Below are 16,320 nucleotides of genomic sequence, written 5' to 3'. Positions count from 1 at the left end.
ATGTGACGGTCGCTGTTGAGCACCAGAAGATCGAGCGAGCCGTCCTCCCGATCGGCCTGGAAGAGGCGGTCGAGCCCAAGCAGGCAGGCGAGCAGGGCGGCGATCCACAGGATCGCCGGACCGATGCGCGACAACAGGTTGAGGTCGGGCCCGACGCCGAACGGGACCGTGGCAATCACCGCCAAGAAGAAGATGACGCCAATCAGCGCGCCGCCGCCGGCGCGGACGGAGAGGCGGACATCGCGGAGGAAGAGGGCTAGCATGACTTGATATGCCTTCGCCCAGGGGTGCCTCGCGCCGACATCAGTCACCCATCCTCAACGTCTTTGCTCCCTCGAGCCCGAGCGGCAAATGCGTGGCCGCCACGATGATGCCTCCCTCTCGGCAATGCCCTCTCATCAATCCCGCGAATCGTTCCTCCGAGGCCTTGTCCAATCCCGCGGTCGGTTCGTCGAGCAGCCAGACCGGCCGGGGGCTGACCAGGAGCTTCGCGATCGAGGCGCGCCGCCTTTGCCCGGTCGAAAGGTAGCCGAACGGCAGGTGCCCGAGCCCATCCAAGCCGACCGTCTCCAGCGCCTGCCCCACGCTCAAACCAGTCTCGCCCTGGAAGGCGCGCCAGAAGCCCAGGTTTTCTTCGACGCTGAGGGCGGTCTTCATCGCATTGAGATGGCCGAGATAGTGCGAGGCCGAAGCGACCGATGGAAACTCGTCGCCGCCGCCCTCGACCTTCACCTTGCCTTCGGCCGGCGGCAGCAAGCCGGCGATGACCCGCAAAAGGGTCGATTTGCCGGCGCCGTTCGGCCCGGTGACGACGAGTGCCTCGCCCCTGTCGAGGGCGAATTCGATGCCGGAAAAAACCGTCTCGCCGCCGCGCTCGCCGCCCAGATTTTCGGCGATCAGCCGCATCCTTGCCCGTCCCGAAAGCACCGTTTCGCGGCCGCCGCCGCATCGCACAAATTTGCTTTTCGACTGTCTAGAACTATTCCAGAAAATTCTCTATATGCGGTTCATCCGTGCCAGCGGTCGGCGCGGGAACAGAATTAGCGCCGAACCAGCGCACGCGCCGCCTTCAACGGCTCGGGTTGCTCGGGAGCGGACAGCGGAAATGGCCGTACCCGCACCTTTGCGCGTGATTGCATGCCAACGGCGTCCGTTCCCTTTCAGGCTGAACAGACAAGGACGGATCGCCGTGACGAAATCCCTCGATAGTTTCAACTGCCGCCGCACCCTGACCGTGGGTGGCGCGGACTATGTCTATTTCGACCTCGCAGAGGCGGAGAAAAACGGCCTTGGCGGCATTGCCCAGCTGCCCTATTCGATGAAGGTGCTGCTGGAGAACCTGCTGCGCAACGAAGACGGCCGCTCGGTCACCAAGGAAAGCATCCAGGCGGTCGCGGCATGGCTCACCGACAAGGGCACTGCCGGCGTCGAGATCGCCTACCGCCCGGCGCGCGTGCTGATGCAGGATTTCACCGGCGTTCCGGCCGTTGTCGATCTCGCGGCCATGCGCGACGGCATCAGGGCGCTCGGCGGCGATCCGGAGAAGATCAACCCGTTGGTGCCTGTGGATCTCGTCATCGACCACTCCGTCATCGTCGACGAATTCGGCACGCCGATGGCCTTCGCCCGCAATGTCGAGCTCGAATATGAGCGCAACGAGGAGCGCTACAAGTTCCTGAAGTGGGGCCAGCAGGCCTTCCGCAACTTCCGCGTCGTGCCGCCGGGCACCGGCATCTGCCACCAGGTCAATCTCGAATATCTGGGACAGGTGGTGTGGACCAACGCGGAAGAGGGCGAGACCACAGCCTATCCCGACACCTGTGTCGGCACCGATTCGCACACCACCATGATCAACGGCCTGGGCGTGCTCGGCTGGGGCGTCGGCGGCATCGAGGCCGAGGCCGCGATGCTTGGCCAGCCGGTCTCCATGCTTCTGCCGGAGGTGATCGGCTTCCGCCTCACCGGCAGGCTCAAGGAAGGCGTCACCGCCACCGACCTCGTGCTCACCGTCACCCAGATGCTGCGCAAGAAGGGCGTCGTCGGCAAGTTCGTCGAGTTCTTCGGCCCAGGCCTGTCCAACATGACGCTGGCCGACCGCGCCACCATCGGCAACATGGCGCCGGAATATGGCGCCACCTGCGGCTTTTTCCCGGTCGATAGCGAGACCATCCGCTATCTGACAATGTCCGGCCGCGAGGAAAGCCGCATCGCGCTGGTCGAGGCCTATTCCAAGGCGCAGGGCATGTGGCGCGACGCCGGCTCGGCCGATCCGGTCTTTACCGATCTGCTCGAGCTCGATCTCGGCGACGTCGTGCCGTCGATGGCCGGCCCGAAGCGCCCGGAAGGCCGCGTCGCGCTGCAGGATATTCCCGCCGGCTTCGCCAAGGCGATGGAGACCGAGTACAAAAAGGCCGTCGAGATCTCGAAGCGTTACGCCGTCGAAGGCACCGCTCACGATCTCGGCCATGGCGACGTCGTGATCGGCGCCATCACGTCGTGCACCAACACCTCCAACCCAAGCGTCTTGATCGGCGCCGGCCTGTTGGCTCGCAATGCCAACCGGCGCGGCCTGAAGCAGAAGCCGTGGGTGAAGACCTCGCTGGCGCCCGGAAGCCAGGTGGTCGCCGAATATCTCGAGAAATCCGCCCTGCAGAAGGAACTCGACCAGATCGGCTTCAACCTGGTCGGCTTCGGCTGCACCACCTGCATCGGCAATTCCGGCCCACTGCCGGCGCCGATCTCCAAGACCATCAACGACAAAGGCCTGATTGCTGCCGCGGTGTTGTCCGGCAACCGCAACTTCGAAGGCCGGGTTTCTCCGGACGTCCAGGCGAACTATCTCGCCTCGCCGCCGCTGGTGGTGGCGCATGCGCTGGCCGGCACGGTCACCAAGGACCTCACCACCGAGCCGCTCGGCGAGGGCAGCGACGGCAAGCCGGTCTATCTCAAGGACATCTGGCCGACCTCGGCCGAGATCCAGGAGTTCATCGAGAAGAACGTCACGCGCGAGCTTTTCGCCCGCAAATATGCCGACGTCTTCAAGGGCGACGAATATTGGCAGAAGGTGAAGGCGCCGGAAGGCCAGACCTATGCCTGGGACGATCATTCGACCTATGTGCAGAACCCGCCTTATTTCGCCGGCATGGGCCGCGCCTTCGGCAAAGTGGGCGACATCAAGGGCGCGCGCGTGCTTGGTCTCTTCGGCGACAAGATCACCACCGACCACATCTCGCCGGCCGGCTCGATCAAGGCGGCTTCGCCGGCAGGCAAGTACCTCACCGAGCACGGCGTCGGCGTCGCCGACTTCAACCAGTACGGCACGCGGCGCGGCAACCATGAGGTGATGATGCGCGGCACCTTCGCCAACATCCGCATCCGCAACCACATGCTGGGCGAGAACGGCCGCGAAGGCGGCTACACGATCCACTATCCTTCGAAGGAGGAGATGTCGATCTACGACGCCGCCATGGAATACAAGAAGGAAGGCGTGCCGCTAGTCATCTTCGCCGGCGTCGAATATGGCAACGGCTCCTCGCGCGACTGGGCAGCCAAGGGAACCAACCTCCTTGGTGTCCGCGCCGTCATCGCCCAGTCCTTCGAGCGCATCCACCGCTCGAACCTGGTCGGCATGGGGGTCATCCCCTTCGTCTTCGAGGACGGCACCTCATGGGCTTCCCTCAACCTCAAGGGCGACGAGCTGGTCGAGATCGACGGCCTGGATGCCATCAAGCCGCGCCAGAAGATGACGGCCAAGGTCACCTATGGCGACGGCACGCTGAAGAACGTGCCGATCATCTGTCGCATCGATACGCTGGACGAGCTCGACTACTTCAAGAACGGCGGCATCCTGCAATACGTGCTGCGCGATTTGGCTGCGTAGCGACAGGGAATAGGTAGGCATAGGCAGGGGGGAGATACTCCCACTGCCTAGTGCCTACTGACGTTCTAATTAAACTGCGGCAGGCCAAGCATTCTCCGCCCGGCTCAAAGTCCAAGTCCGATTGGCGCGCAATAGAAATCCTCCGGCAGCAGCAAACTTACCCCTTCGCGGCGATGCGGTCCCGAAATCGAACCGGGTCGAAGAATGCAGTGGCCCCTCCTGTCGCCGCCTTACCTACGGTCGCGGCGACAAAATTTCACCGCAACGTGACTTCCCGTTGACTGTCCGTTCTGCCACATATTTTAGCAACCAGAACAAGGCCGGCGTGACCGGCGGGAATTGGAACGGTCATGGCATTGCGAGGACCATTGCGGCTTACGGCAGTTGCGCTGGTCCTCACGGCGTTGAGCCGCGTGGCCTCGGCAGCCGAGCTTGAGAAAGCCGCGACCGGCAAGCCGCAGACTGAAAAGCCTTTGGGCGTCGTCGAGTTGTTCACCAGCCAGGGCTGCAGCTCCTGTCCGCCGGCCGATGAATTCTTCGCCGAGCTGGCGGCGAAGGAAAATGTCGTCGCGCTCGCATATCACGTCAATTACTGGGACTATCTGGGCTGGCAGGACACGCTGAGCAACAAAGAGAACACCGAGCGGCAGTATGACTATATGCGCGCCTTTGGCAGCCGTTCGGTCTATACCCCGCAAGCCGTCATCAACGGCCGCAGCCATGTCAACGGCGCCAACCGCAAGGAGATAGACGGCGCGCTGGCCCGCATGGACAGGACCGGCGAGGGCATGCGGGTCGGCATCAAGGTGAGCCGCACCAGCGATCGGGTCATGATTGACGCCGGCGATGCCGGCAATGGGCCGACCGACGCCCATGTGGTGATCGTCTATTTCGATCCGCCGCAGATGGTGAAGATCGGCCAGGGCGAAAACAGCGGCCGCAACATGACCTATTGGAACGCCGTTTCCGACATCCAGATCGCCGGCATGTGGAACGGCAAGGCGCAGCGTTACGAGCTGCCGATGACGGAGATTGCGAAGAAGGGCGGCTGTGCCGTGCTGCTGCAGTCCGTCGGCAAAGACGGCGTCCCGGGACCGATTCTCGGCGCCGCGCTCATCCGCAAGCCTGACCGGCTCTGACGGCTCCGCTGACAAAACCTGATCGCCGACGAAAGCCGGCCGGGGCCCACGAAGCAGAGCATCCATGGCAAAGCGACCCGAGCCGCACCCGATTCTCCTAACGACGCGGCTGCGCCTGCGTCAGTTCAGGGCTGAGGACACGGATGCGATGCACGAATGCTTTGCCGACCCGGAGGCGATGCGGTTTTTGGAACGCACCAGTCCACACCAAGCGGACCGAGACCGAGCGCACCGTGCTCAGATATGTCGCCTGCACCCCGTCCTACCATCGGCACTGGGCGGTCGCCGACATTGAGACTGACCGCTGCCTCGGCCTCGTCAGCTATCACGATGGCCACATCCGCAACAAGCGTGCGGCCATCGGCTATTTCATCAACCCCGCATATCAGAGCCGGGGCATGGCCACCGAGGCTGTCTCGGCGATGCTCGACTTCTGTTTCGACGATCTCGGCCTGCACCGTCTGCAGGCGTTCATCGATCCCAACAACACCCCGTCGCGCAAATTGGTCGAGAAACTCAGATTCGGGCGCGAAGGCGTACTGCGTGACCATCTGCGTGTCGGCGGCATCTGGCGCGATGAGATCCTGTATGCGCTCCTTAGGACTCGTCGCTCATCCAGCGCAGCGGTTCCAGCTCTCTTCCCTGAGCGTGCATTGTGATGACGCCCGCCGGGCCGCGAGACAGGGGCCGGCGGGCCAGAGCGGACAGGCATGAAAAAACCGGCGTCAGCTTGCTTCTGACGCCGGTTATTCAGGTTTTGGGATCGTCGCACCTGATTTTTCCAAGGAAAAACCGAGGTTGGTTCGATCCGACGCTGACCCGTGGGCGGGGGGCTTGGGGTTTACGAGCCGGTGCCGGACCGAACCGTCTCAGGCAACGCGGGTAAACTCGTCGGACATTGGGGCATGAGCGCGGATAATTTGTGGCGACAATGTGGCAGAGCATCACCAATTCCAACACGCGTTTTGCAAACGTGACTGGACCTTTCGGAAACGGCGGACCGCAAGCCTGCTTCGCCGGCCCTTGCAATTCGGCCGCGAAAGCGCGAACCTTGGCCGGCGCAAGATTCAATCGAAGGATCGCGGCATGACCGATCACAGCAGCGGGACGGAGGATGGGGAAGCATCCGGAATACTGATCCCGCTGCATGAGGCGCGCAGCGCACGCCTCGACCAGCCGGTGCGCTTCGACCGGCGCGAGCTCGACCAGATCCTAAGGCTTTACGGACGCATGGTGGCGGCCAATGAATGGCGCGACTATGCGATCGACCATCTTTCCGATCGCGCTGTCTTTTCGGTCTTCCGCCGCGCCAGCGAAGTGCCGCTGTTCCAGATCGTCAAGGACCCGAAATTGGCGCGCCGACAGGGCGCCTTCGCCGTCATCGCCGCCGGCGGACGCATCCTCAAGCGCAGTCAGGAACTCGGCCGCGTGCTCCGCGTCTTCGATTCCAAGCTGAAGCTGGTCGAAGCTTAACTATCCAATTTGCCGCGAAATCTCCGCTCCGGCAGTGACTCCGGATCCGGCGGCACTTCCGCGCCGCCGTTGAGCGGCAGCTGCATGAACACTGTATCCAGCCAGCGCCCATGCTTGTAGCCGGAGCCTTCCACGCGCCCGGAGTGACGAAAGCCGAGCTTCTCGTGCAGGCGCACCGAGGCGCTGTCGGCATGTCCGTCGCCGATCACCGCGACGATCTGGCGAAAGCCGGCCAGGCGTGCCGCCTCGATGAGCGCCAGCATCAGCAGGCGGCCGATGCCCTGGCCCTTGGCCTCGGGCGCCACATAGACCGAGTCCTCGACGGTGAAGCGATAGGCGGGCCGGGGCCGGAACGGTCCGGCATAGGCGTAGCCGAGCACGACGCCCTCCCTTTCAGCCACAAGATAGGGAAAGCCGCCTCGTGCCAAACTGTCGAATCGATCGCCCATTTCGGCGCGGCTGGGCGGCTCCAGTTCGTAGCTTGCGGTGCCGTGCGTGACCGCGTCCGCATAGATTTCGGTTATTCGGTCGAGGTCGGCCGCAGTAGCGGCTCTGATCGCCAGATTGCTCATAATTTGTGCAGTTCTTCCTGTTGCCTCAATATCAGCAGAGGAGCGCACAAAAGGAAAGGGCGGCCGTTGGGCCGCCCTTTCCGAAGTCTATGGTCCAGCCGGACGGCTACCGTTTAGCGGCGGTCGCCCATGAACTGCAGCAGGAACATGAACAGGTTGATGAAGTCGAGATAGAGCTGCAGCGCGCCCATGATCGCCTTGCGGCCGGCGACATCCGCGACGTCACCCTCGAAATACATCTCCTTGATGCGCTGCGTGTCGTAGGCGGTCAGACCCGCGAACACCAGCACGCCGATCGCCGAAATGGCGAAGGCCAGCGCCGACGACGCCAGGAAGATGTTGATGACCATCGCGATCAGCAGGCCGATCACGCCCATGATCAGGAACGAGCCGAACGCGCTCAAATCGCGCCTGGTCGTGTAGCCGTAGAGCGACAGGCCGCCGAAGGCCGCGGCCGTGGCGAAGAAGGTCTGGGTGATGCTGGTGCCGGTGTAGACGAGGAAGATCGTCGACAGCGACAGGCCGACAAGGCCGGCATAAACCCAGAATGTGGTCTGCGCCGCAGCCACGCTCATCGATTGGATCCTGAAGGACAGGAACATCACGGCAGCGAGAGGCGCCAGGATAACGACCCAGCGGAACGCGCTAGCATAGATGAGCTGGCCGAAGGCGGTGAGCTGGCCGTCGCCGGTGACGGCCAGCTGGAATGCGCCCCAGGCGGCAATGCCTGTGATGAGCAGGCCAAGCCCCATCAGGTTATAGACTTTGATCATATAGGCCCGCAGGCCCTGATCGATATCGACGCGCGCGCCGGAGGCGGCGGACGTCTGGTAGTTGCGAATGGGATCAGCCATTGGAAATCCTCTATTGCTTCTGCCCCGTCCGGTGACAGGTCCTTGGAGCGACCTCCTTGGACCAGGCGCCGCTGGCGGGACTCCAGCATGCCTAGCGCGAAATATGAGCGTTCTCGACCTCAAGAACAAGACGGTAACGAGCGGTAACGCTTCGTGAGAAGGCAAAAGCCCGATTTTCAGCCTTTTCCCGCCGGCATTCTTACCAAGATTTAACGCAGACAGGCCACCGAAGGGCGCTGCCGGATCAAAGCTCGCGCAGCACCGGCGCCGCCTTGTGGCCAAGCACCCGCCAGGTGCCGGCAAGGCCGATGCCGACGGTGACGGCGAGCGAGACGAGGATGGTCGCCACCGCAACTTCCGGCATGAAGTGCGACGGCAGCGTCATGATGCGGGCCACCACGAACCATGCCGCGACGCCGCCCGCGGCAAGCGCGAACAGCGCTGTCGCAAGACCGATCAGCACATATTCCAGCGAGAAGGCCGCAATCAGCGTCCTCCTTGTCGCGCCGAGCGTCTTCAGCACCACCGCGTCGTGGATGCGCGCCCGGTTGCCGGCGGCCAAAGCCCCGGAGAGCACCAGCACGGAGGCGATCAGCGCCACGCCGGCTGCGGCGCGGATCGCAGTGCCCAGCTGCGCGACCAGCCGGTTGACGATGTCGAGCGCGTCCTTGACCCTCACCGTCGTCACTGCCGGAAAGGCGCGGGTGACAGCGTTGAGCAGCCGCGCGTCGTCGGCCGTGGTGGCCTTTCTGTCGGTCAGCGTCGCCAGCCAGCCATGCGGCGCGCCGGCGAACGTATTGGGCGAGAAGATCATGACGAAATTGATACCCATGGTTTCCCACTCGACCTGGCGGAAGCTGGCTATTCTTGCCGTCACGTTGCGGCCGAGCACGTTGACCGTGACCGTGTCGCCGAGCTTCAGCCCGATCGCTTTGCCTTCCTCGGCCGAGAACGACACCAGCGGCTCGCCGGAATAGTCCTGCGGCCACCATTTGCCTTCGGTCAGCGTAGCGTTTTCCGGCTGCTTTGCGTCATAGGTCAGCCCGCGGTCGCCGCGCAGCACCCAGGCGCCGTCGGCCGGGACCTTCACCTTGTCGACGGCGATGCCGTTGAGCGCCATGATGCGGCCGCGCAGCATCGGCACCTTGACCAGCATCCCTTGCGGCGCTTCCTTTTCGACCAGGCCGGCAAAGGCATCGACATCGCTGCTCTGGATGTCGACGAAGAAGAAGTTCGGCGCCCGCTCCGGCAGGCTGCCGGAGATCTGGCGTCTGAGATTCCCGTCGATTAGCGCCAGCGTCACCAGCAGCGTCAGGCCGAGCCCGAGCGACAGCACCACCGATGGCGTCAGCGCGCCGGGCCGATGGATATTGCCGAGCGCCAGCCTGAGAGAGACCGAGCGCAGCCGCGGGCTTCGCCGGGCCAGCCATTGGACCAGCGCCGCCACCAGCCGCAGCACCAGGAAGGCAAAGACGGTGGCGCCGACGAAGATCGAGGCGATGCGCCGATCGTCGGCGGAAAGGATGGCGAGCGCCGCCAGCGCGAGCACGATCGTCAGCGCGGCGCCGACATAGGGCAGGCGCGGCAGGCCGCGGCTTTCGAACCCCATTTCGCGAAACAGCGCCGTTGCCGGCACGTCGCGGGCGCGGCCGAGCGGCAGCAGCGCGAAGGCCAGCGTCACCAAAAGGCCGAACAGTGCCGCCATCGCAAGCGCGCCGGGATAAAAGCCGCCTTGCGCCGGCACCGGAATGACCGACTGCAGGAGCGCGCTCGCCACGAACGGCATTGCCGCACCCAGGATCAGGCCGAGCACGATGCCGAGGCCGGCAATCAAAAGGATCTGCACGAGATAGATGGCGAAGACGAAGCCCCCGGAGGCGCCGAGGCTCTTGAAGGTGGCGATGACGCCGCGCTTGCCGTCGAGATAGGCGCGGACCGCATTCGCCACGCCGACGCCGCCGACCACAAGCGCCGTCAGCCCGACCAGCGTCAGGAACTGCGAGAAGCGCTGGATGTTGGCGGAAAGCGCCGGCGCTGCGTTGCTGCGCGTGCGAATCGACCAGCCGGCCTGCGGAAAGTCCTTCGCCGCTTCGGCCTGAATGCCTTTGATGCGCGCCTCGCTCGCGCCATCGGGCAGTCGGACCTTATAGGCGTTCTCGACCAGGCTGCCGGGCTGGACCAGTCCTGACGCGACCAGCCCGTCGTGCGAAATCATCAGTCGCGGCGCGAAGCCGAAACCGTCGGAAATCGCGTCGGGTTCGCTGACCAATCGGGCCCTCAGCTCGAACGTTGTGCCGCCAAGCTTCAAGCGGTCGCCGATATGCAGATTGAGGCGATCGAACAAGAGAGCGGGCGCGGCGGCGCCGAAGATGCCGGATCTTTCGCCGAACAATTCATTCCTGGGCAGAGGCGGATCGGTCTCCAGCGTGCCGTAAAGCGGATAGGCGTCGTCGACCACCTTGGCTTCGACCAGCGCCTGGTCGGAGCCGTCCTCGAGCCGCGCCATCGAGCGCATGCCGGAATTCAGCGAGACCGTGCCGAGGCTCTTGATGAAGCCGAGCTCGGCGTCCGAAGCGCTGCGCTGGTTGATCTGGAAGCGCAAGTCGCCGCCGAGCAGCGTCTGGCCCTGGTTGGCGACGCCGGCGGTAATCGCCTGCGCCACCGAATTGACGCCGCCGATCGCCGCGACGCCAAGCGCGATGCAGGCGAGGAAGATCATGAAGCCGGACAGGCCGCCGCGCATTTCGCGCAGCGAAAAGCGGAGGGCCAGCCTCAAAGTCCGCATCAGGCCGGCACCTTAGCCTGTCTTGGCGCGTCCTCGATGCGTCCCGAGCGCATCGACACCTGGCGCGAGCAGCGGCCCGCAAGCGCCGGATCATGCGTGACCAGCACCAGCGTCATGCCGCGCTCGGCCGCCTTGGCGAAGAGGAGGTCGGCGATCTGCTTTCCCGTTGCCTGGTCGAGGTTGCCGGTCGGCTCGTCGGCAATGAGGATGCGCGGCGAAGGCGCCAGGGCCCTGGCGATCGCCACGCGCTGCTGCTCGCCGCCCGAAAGCTCTCCCGGATAGTGCGTCACGCGGTCGCTCAAGCCGGCCGCCGCGAGCTCCTGCGCGGCCACCCCGAACGGGTCGTTGTGCCCGGCGAGCTCCAGCGGCACCGCGACATTCTCGAGCGCCGTCATGTTGGGGATAAGGTGGAAGGACTGGAAGACAATGCCGATGTTTCGCCCCCGAAATGAAGCAATCTGGTCCTCGCTTCTGCCGTTGAGCAATTCTCCGGCGATCCGAACCGTGCCCGAATCGACCCTTTCCAGCCCGGCCAGAACCATCAGCAAGGTGGACTTGCCGGAGCCCGACGGGCCGACGATCCCGGTGGCTTCGCCGGCGGCCACATCGAGGCTGACGCCCTTCAGCACATGGACGGAGGAGGCGCCCTCGCCGAGCGTCAGCGAGACATCCCTCAATGCGATGACGGCTTCTGTCACAATGAATGCGCCCTATATGGTGGAAGAAGGAGGCAAAAAATGTCTCCTTTGCATGAATCGTGTCGGTCATATGGGGCTCGCCGCATGGCTTTCAAACACTCAGCTGCCGCAGCCCTCACTCTTCTCCTGGCGGTTTGCGGCGCTATTTCGCCGGCGCGCGCCGATACGTTCAAGATCGTCGGCTTCGGCGACAGCCTGATGGCGGGGTTCAGCCTTGGTCCCGATGAGGGCTTCACCGATAAATTGCAGGCGGCCTTGAAGGCAAAAGGCCTCGACGTCGCCGTCGGCAATGCCGGCGTTTCCGGCGACACCAGAAGCGGCGGCCTCGCGCGGCTCGACTGGTCGGTGCCCGACGGCACCGGGCTCGTCATCCTCGAGCTCGGCGCCAACGACATGCTGCGCGGCGTGTCGCCCGAGATCGCCGAGAAAAATCTCGACGCTATGTTGGCCAAGTTGAAGCAGCGGAACATTCCGGTGCTCCTGGCAGGCATGCTTGCAGCGCCCAATCTGGGCGCCGAGTACCAGAAGGCCTTCGACGCCATCTACCCGAAGCTTGCCGCGAAATACGCCGTTCCGCTCTATCCGTTTTTTCTTGATGGGGTCGCCGGCCACCCGGCCATGCAGCTGGAGGACGGTCTTCATCCCAACCCGAAGGGAATAGACGTCATGGTCAAAGGCATTCTACCGGTCGTGGAAAAAGCCATCGCCGCCAAGGGCGGCGCGTGATGGGACCAAAACGCCACGGTTTCCCCAGGGGAAAGCTTGTGGACAACAAACCGCTTGCCCCGCATGGCTATCGATGATTCGCTAGGGGCGAGAGTTTCGATTCGAGGACAGGAGGCTTCCCATGCCGCGTCTTTTCACCGCCCTCGAAATTCCGCGTGATGCCGCGCTTTCACTCTCGCTGCTCCGGGGCGGCCTGCCCGGAGCCCGCTGGATCGACGTCGAAAACTATCATCTGACGCTGCGCTTCATCGGCGATGTGGAGGGCCATATCGCCGACGACATCGCCAATGCGCTCGATCGCGTCAACCGTCCCTCGTTCCCCCTGGCGCTCTCCGGCGTGGGCGCTTTCGGCGGCAAGAAGCCGCACGCCGTATGGGCCGGCGTGTCCGCCTCGCCGGACCTGGTGGCGCTGCAGGGCGAGATCGACCGCATCTGCCAGCGGCTCGGCCTGCCGGCCGATCCGCGCAAATTCTCGCCGCATGTGACGCTCGCGCGCCTGCGCAATTCGAGCCCGGCGGACGTCGCGCAATATCTGTCGGCGCGCGGCAATTTTTCCACGCTGCCCTTCCGGGTCGGCCGCTTCGTCTTGATGTCGTCGCGCGATTCGGTCGGCGGCGGCCCCTACATCGTCGAGGAAGCCTGGCCGCTGGTTGGCGCCGATCCGCTCGCTTCCAGCCGCTTCGCCAGCGCCTCCGACGCCTCGCGGATCATGCGGTAGACCGAAACGAAGGCCTGCTGGTCTTCGTAGTAAGGGTCCGGCACATCGCGCGCATTTCCGCTGGCAAACTCCAGGAAGAGATGGATGCGGTCGCGCGCGGCCTGCGGCGCTAACGCCTTCAGATCGCGCACATTTGTCCGGTCCATGCCGAGAATCAGGTCGAAGCGCGAGAAATCGTCCAGCGCTATCCTGCGCGCCTTTTGCGCGGAAATGTCGATGCCGTGCCTTGTGGCAACCGCGATCGAACGCGGATCGGGCGCGGAGCCGACCTCCCAGCCGCTGGTCGCGGCCGAATCGAGCAGGATGTCCCGACCTTCCCCGCGCTCGGCCCACACGGCGCGGAAGACGCCTTCGGCCAAGGGCGAGCGGCAGATGTTGCCGAGGCAGACGAACAGAATGGATTTTATGGGCTTTGCGCTCATCGATCCGGCGCTATGGTTGGAATACCTCCGAATAGCACGGGAACCCGACATGACCAGGGAAAAACTCAACAAGGAAGCGATCACCGCAGCGCTGGCGGAACTCGAAGGCTGGTCGCTGGCGGCCGACGGCGCCTCCATCAAGCGCAGCTTCGGCTTCAAGAACTTCTCCGAGGCCTTCGCCTTCATGACCCGCGTGGCGCTGGCCGCCGAGAAGATGGACCACCACCCCGATTGGTCGAACGTCTACAAGACCGTCGACGTCACGCTGAACACGCATGACGCCGGCGGCGTCACGGCGCTCGACATCGAACTGGCGAAGCGGATGAACCGCTATTTCGGCTGACGACTGCCGATAAGTCCGATTCCGATTTGCCGGGCCGGCAACGGTGGAGACCTTGCAGGGGGGTGCCGCTTTCACCACATCTTCCGCGGTGGCCGCAACGCAAGCTGGCGCGTGGCCGAGGAGAGATTGATGGCGCAGGAATCCCGTTTCGATTTCTTTGGCTTCGGCGACAGGCTCGCCGGCGAAGGCGAGGTGCGCGAGAAGTTCTGGCGCACGGCCAAGAAGGCTGCCCGGCAGATCCCGTTCATGGAAGAGGTGGTCGCCGCCTACTATTGTGCCATGGACAAGGACACGCCGCTGCGCACCAAGGGTACCCTGCTTGCCGCGCTCGGCTATTTCGTGCTGCCGGTGGATTTCATCCCCGACTTCGTGCTCGGTCTCGGGTTCACCGATGACCTTGCCGTGCTCACCGCGGCAATCACCGCCGTCAGCGCCCATATCACCCCGGCGCACCGGCAGGCCGCCAGGGACGCCCTCGCCGACAAAGGTTGATCCTGGCTGACTTTTCGCCACAACGAAACCGCGAAACCGCCCGCGCGAAAAGACAAACTCTTGCCGCTTTCGTGCCCTCCAAGTTCGCGCCGGGACATCGCGACCGCCGCGTGGAAGCGGCGGCGCGAATGGCGGCGGTTTCCTGGGGTGAGTTCCTTTTGTTGGGAAAAATTCACCGTTTGGTAACCCTGATTAAATCAAAATGAAGCGACGGCAGGACGCCATGCGACCCGCCTCCGCACCATTTCGGAATACGGGAAGAACGATGCGCGGATTGATTGCTACAGTTTCCAGCCTGGTCCTGGCGGCCGCCTTCGCGGCGCCGGCGCTGGCGCAGCAGGCGACCAAGATCGGCCAGCACAACGCCTGGGGCACCTACAGCTATCAGTCGGCAGGCGGCAAGGTCTGCTATGTGCTGACGGTGCCGACCGACAAGCAGCCGCCAAAGCTCGACCATGGCGACATGTTCTTCTTCGTCAGCCAACGGCCCGGGCAGCAGGTGTCCTATGAGCCGCAGTTCATCGCCGGCTACAACTTCCAGGAAGGCTCCAAGGCCACCGTCACCATCGACAAGAAGTCCTTCTCGATGTTCACCCGCGGCAAGTCGGCCTGGGTCGAGAACGCCGCTGAAGAGCCGGTGCTGATCGCCGCCATGAAGACGGGTACCGACATGAAGGTGCAGGCGAAGTCCGGTCGCGGCAACCCGACTTCCTACGTCTTTTCTCTGAAGGGCATCTCGGCCGCGCTGGCCTCGATCGCCAAGTGCAAATAGGCTGAGGCTCCCTTGGTGGAGGATGGCAATATGGAAGTCCGCCTCCCGCAAGTGCTGCCAGGGACAAGCGAATAAGGCGACAGCGCCAAGCTCGCCATTCAGCCTTGCTGCTCGACGGCCCTGCGCCGCCTGATCGCCTCGGCGATGAACACGCGTGACAGCGCGTGATAGAGCGGCTCGTTGGAGATCAGTCGCGCCGTGCCGTAGCCCAGCATCGCCGCGCACATCAGCGCGATGACGTTGTCGTGGTTGCCGGTCATTTCGAGGATGATGACGAAGGCCGTCATCGGCGCCTGCACGACGCCGGCGAAATAACCGGCCATGCCGAGCAGCGCGGCGAGGCCTGTTCCGGCGCCGAACGCCAGGCCAAGCGTGCTGCCGAGACCGGCGCCCACCGCCAACGACGGCGCGAAGATGCCGCCCGGAATGCCCGACACCATCGACAGCACGCCGGCCGCGAATTTTTCCAGGAAGAAGAACGCGGGTAGCGGCGCGCCTTCGACGGCGCCGCGGGCCTGAGCGTAGCCGGTTCCGAAGGTAAGGCCGCCCGAGACGAGACCGATCGCGGCAACCGCCAAGCCGCAGATGCCTGCCACGAGCAGCGCGCGCCACAATGGCTGCAGGCCATTCCAGCGTCGGACGCGCCGCGTGATCCTCAGCGCCAACAGCGAAAACAGCGCGCCGAAGCCGCCGCCGATGACGCCGCAGGCAATCACCAGCGGCCAGTCGGTGGCGAAGGCCACCGTGTCCCTGGCGACGCCGAAATAGGTGTAGTTGCCGAGCAGGCCGAGCGAGGCGAGGCCGGCGAGGATCACCGCCGTCAGCACCAGCCCGTTGGTCCGTGACTCATAGGCGCGACCCATCTCCTCGATGGCGAAGACGATGCCGGCGAGCGGCGTGTTGAAGGCGGCGGCGACGCCGGCAGCCGAGCCGGCCAGGATCAGGCCGCGCGCCTGCGCCATGCCGCCCCAGCGCGCCGCCTGAAGCATGAGTGAGGCGCCGACCTGCACCGTCGGGCCCTCGCGGCCGATCGATCCGCCGCAGGCGAGACCGATGACGGTAAGCGCAACCTTGCCCGCTGCCAGGCGCAGCGAAAGAAGATGGCCGCGATCCTCGTCATCGCGCAGGTGACGGGCGGCGATCGCCTGCGGAATGCCGCTGCCTTGCGATCCCGGAAAGAAGGAATGGGCAAGCCAGGCGCAAATCACGAAGCCCGCGGGCGTCATGACCAGCGGCAGATAAAAGCGCCAGCTGCCGCTATCGCCGCCGGTGACGACGTGGAACAGCGCCTGCGCCCGGTCGGCCAGCAGGGCGAACAGCACGCTGATCAAGCCGATCGAGATGGCGCCGGCCCAGAACACAAGGCGCGGCTGCCAGACGCGGCGCGACGCCCACATAGCCTGCGAGCGCCGCAGCATCGGGTATCTACGCGATATGCCGGCCATG

General features: G+C 64.5%; 18 protein-coding genes. 10 read left to right on the top strand and 8 right to left on the bottom strand.

Features of this window, described 5'->3' with window-relative positions; genetic code table 11:
- Both EOA49_RS07475 and ccmA read right to left on the bottom strand, forming a co-directional pair.
- Positions 1-263 (bottom strand): heme exporter protein CcmB (locus tag EOA49_RS07475; protein WP_206520159.1); only part of this gene is annotated, 263 nt, incomplete at its 3' end.
- A gap of 40 nt (positions 264-303) precedes the next feature.
- Complete coding sequence (gene ccmA, locus EOA49_RS07470; protein ID WP_127216033.1) at positions 304-906, bottom strand: heme ABC exporter ATP-binding protein CcmA; 603 nt, start codon at positions 904-906, stop codon at positions 304-306.
- Positions 907-1,189: 283 nt separating this feature from the next.
- Between ccmA and acnA the strand changes: the two genes are divergently transcribed.
- From acnA to EOA49_RS07450, 4 genes are all read left to right on the top strand, one after another.
- A complete protein-coding gene (acnA, locus tag EOA49_RS07465) occupies positions 1,190-3,880 on the top strand; it encodes an aconitate hydratase AcnA (RefSeq protein WP_127239848.1) in 2,691 nt (896 codons plus the stop codon).
- 350 nt (positions 3,881-4,230) lie between these two features.
- On the top strand, positions 4,231-5,019 hold the full coding sequence (locus tag EOA49_RS07460; RefSeq protein WP_127239847.1) for a thioredoxin family protein: 789 nt from the start codon (positions 4,231-4,233) through the stop codon (positions 5,017-5,019).
- A 233-nt stretch (positions 5,020-5,252) separates the two neighbouring features.
- Complete coding sequence (locus tag EOA49_RS07455) at positions 5,253-5,678, top strand: GNAT family protein (RefSeq protein WP_245460570.1); 426 nt, start codon at positions 5,253-5,255, stop codon at positions 5,676-5,678.
- A 427-nt stretch (positions 5,679-6,105) separates the two neighbouring features.
- Entirely contained in the window at positions 6,106-6,492 is a 387-nt protein-coding gene (locus EOA49_RS07450) for a DUF2794 domain-containing protein (RefSeq protein ID WP_067324630.1), read from the top strand.
- Here the strand turns inward: EOA49_RS07450 and EOA49_RS07445 are convergent.
- The 4 genes from EOA49_RS07445 to EOA49_RS07430 form a co-directional block, all read right to left on the bottom strand.
- Positions 6,489-7,064 carry a GNAT family N-acetyltransferase gene (locus tag EOA49_RS07445; RefSeq protein ID WP_127239846.1) on the bottom strand — a complete coding sequence of 192 codons (576 nt, stop codon included), beginning with the start codon at positions 7,062-7,064 and terminating at the stop codon, positions 6,489-6,491. The two genes, EOA49_RS07450 and EOA49_RS07445, sit on opposite strands and share 4 nt — an antisense overlap.
- A 113-nt stretch (positions 7,065-7,177) precedes the next feature.
- Positions 7,178-7,918 carry a Bax inhibitor-1/YccA family protein gene (locus EOA49_RS07440; protein ID WP_067323688.1) on the bottom strand — a complete coding sequence of 247 codons (741 nt, stop codon included), beginning with the start codon at positions 7,916-7,918 and terminating at the stop codon, positions 7,178-7,180.
- A gap of 244 nt (positions 7,919-8,162) precedes the next feature.
- Positions 8,163-10,703, bottom strand: a complete 2,541-nt coding sequence (locus EOA49_RS07435; protein WP_127239845.1) for an ABC transporter permease — start codon at positions 10,701-10,703, stop codon at positions 8,163-8,165.
- Complete coding sequence (locus EOA49_RS07430; protein WP_127239844.1) at positions 10,703-11,401, bottom strand: ABC transporter ATP-binding protein; 699 nt, start codon at positions 11,399-11,401, stop codon at positions 10,703-10,705. Before EOA49_RS07430 ends, EOA49_RS07435 begins: the two co-directional genes overlap by 1 nt.
- Positions 11,402-11,485: 84 nt before the next feature.
- On the opposite strand from EOA49_RS07430, the gene EOA49_RS07425 reads away from it, so the two are divergent.
- Together EOA49_RS07425 and thpR are read left to right on the top strand one after the other, a co-directional pair.
- Positions 11,486-12,127, top strand: a complete 642-nt coding sequence (locus EOA49_RS07425) for an arylesterase (protein WP_127239843.1) — start codon at positions 11,486-11,488, stop codon at positions 12,125-12,127.
- Positions 12,128-12,248: 121 nt separating this feature from the next.
- The gene (gene thpR / locus EOA49_RS07420) at positions 12,249-12,845 is read left to right on the top strand and encodes an RNA 2',3'-cyclic phosphodiesterase (protein WP_066991784.1); all 597 of its coding nucleotides are present in this window, start codon (positions 12,249-12,251) and stop codon (positions 12,843-12,845) included.
- Here thpR and EOA49_RS07415 read toward each other — a convergent pair.
- Complete coding sequence (locus EOA49_RS07415) at positions 12,749-13,267, bottom strand: low molecular weight protein-tyrosine-phosphatase (RefSeq protein ID WP_082980364.1); 519 nt, start codon at positions 13,265-13,267, stop codon at positions 12,749-12,751. The genes thpR and EOA49_RS07415 overlap by 97 nt on opposite strands.
- Before the next feature lie 49 nt (positions 13,268-13,316).
- Here EOA49_RS07415 and EOA49_RS07410 point away from each other — a divergent pair, with 49 nt between their 5' ends.
- The 4 genes from EOA49_RS07410 (at position 13,317) to EOA49_RS07395 (ending at position 14,874) form a co-directional block, all read left to right on the top strand.
- Positions 13,317-13,610: a 4a-hydroxytetrahydrobiopterin dehydratase gene (locus EOA49_RS07410; protein ID WP_066991930.1), complete on the top strand. Its 294-nt coding sequence runs from the start codon at positions 13,317-13,319 to the stop codon at positions 13,608-13,610.
- Positions 13,611-13,739: 129 nt separating this feature from the next.
- Complete coding sequence (locus tag EOA49_RS07405) at positions 13,740-14,102, top strand: YkvA family protein (protein WP_066991933.1); 363 nt, start codon at positions 13,740-13,742, stop codon at positions 14,100-14,102.
- Positions 14,099-14,308 carry a hypothetical protein gene (locus tag EOA49_RS07400; protein ID WP_127214559.1) on the top strand — a complete coding sequence of 70 codons (210 nt, stop codon included), beginning with the start codon at positions 14,099-14,101 and terminating at the stop codon, positions 14,306-14,308. The genes EOA49_RS07405 and EOA49_RS07400 overlap by 4 nt, the downstream gene beginning before the upstream one ends.
- A gap of 59 nt (positions 14,309-14,367) precedes the next feature.
- Positions 14,368-14,874, top strand: a complete 507-nt coding sequence (locus tag EOA49_RS07395; protein ID WP_066991787.1) for an invasion associated locus B family protein — start codon at positions 14,368-14,370, stop codon at positions 14,872-14,874.
- 98 nt (positions 14,875-14,972) lie between these two features.
- On the opposite strand, the gene EOA49_RS07390 is transcribed toward EOA49_RS07395, so the two are convergent.
- On the bottom strand, positions 14,973-16,319 hold the full coding sequence (locus tag EOA49_RS07390; protein WP_067323698.1) for a chloride channel protein: 1,347 nt from the start codon (positions 16,317-16,319) through the stop codon (positions 14,973-14,975).
- Position 16,320: the final 1 nt, after the last annotated feature.

The organism is Mesorhizobium sp. M1A.F.Ca.IN.020.04.1.1 (genome assembly GCF_003997315.1).
Classification (GTDB): domain Bacteria; phylum Pseudomonadota; class Alphaproteobacteria; order Rhizobiales; family Rhizobiaceae; genus Mesorhizobium.
Note: the sequence above shows the minus strand (reverse complement) of the source record. Positions and strands in the feature narration are given on the sequence as shown.

What these genes read in the sequence shown, in the direction of transcription:
- ccmA (WP_127216033.1), bottom strand. Translation starts at nt 906, where the DNA reads ATGCGGCTGATCGCCGAAAATCTGGGCGGCGAGCGCGGCGGCGAGACG.
- EOA49_RS07460 (WP_127239847.1), top strand. Translation starts at nt 4,231, where the DNA reads ATGGCATTGCGAGGACCATTGCGGCTTACGGCAGTTGCGCTGGTCCTC.
- EOA49_RS07450 (WP_067324630.1), top strand. Translation starts at nt 6,106, where the DNA reads ATGACCGATCACAGCAGCGGGACGGAGGATGGGGAAGCATCCGGAATA.
- EOA49_RS07445 (WP_127239846.1), bottom strand. Translation starts at nt 7,064, where the DNA reads ATGAGCAATCTGGCGATCAGAGCCGCTACTGCGGCCGACCTCGACCGA.
- EOA49_RS07440 (WP_067323688.1), bottom strand. Translation starts at nt 7,918, where the DNA reads ATGGCTGATCCCATTCGCAACTACCAGACGTCCGCCGCCTCCGGCGCG.
- EOA49_RS07435 (WP_127239845.1), bottom strand. Translation starts at nt 10,703, where the DNA reads ATGCGGACTTTGAGGCTGGCCCTCCGCTTTTCGCTGCGCGAAATGCGC.
- EOA49_RS07425 (WP_127239843.1), top strand. Translation starts at nt 11,486, where the DNA reads ATGGCTTTCAAACACTCAGCTGCCGCAGCCCTCACTCTTCTCCTGGCG.
- thpR (WP_066991784.1), top strand. Translation starts at nt 12,249, where the DNA reads ATGCCGCGTCTTTTCACCGCCCTCGAAATTCCGCGTGATGCCGCGCTT.
- EOA49_RS07415 (WP_082980364.1), bottom strand. Translation starts at nt 13,267, where the DNA reads ATGAGCGCAAAGCCCATAAAATCCATTCTGTTCGTCTGCCTCGGCAAC.
- EOA49_RS07410 (WP_066991930.1), top strand. Translation starts at nt 13,317, where the DNA reads ATGACCAGGGAAAAACTCAACAAGGAAGCGATCACCGCAGCGCTGGCG.
- EOA49_RS07405 (WP_066991933.1), top strand. Translation starts at nt 13,740, where the DNA reads ATGGCGCAGGAATCCCGTTTCGATTTCTTTGGCTTCGGCGACAGGCTC.
- EOA49_RS07395 (WP_066991787.1), top strand. Translation starts at nt 14,368, where the DNA reads ATGCGCGGATTGATTGCTACAGTTTCCAGCCTGGTCCTGGCGGCCGCC.
- EOA49_RS07390 (WP_067323698.1), bottom strand. Translation starts at nt 16,319, where the DNA reads ATGGCCGGCATATCGCGTAGATACCCGATGCTGCGGCGCTCGCAGGCT.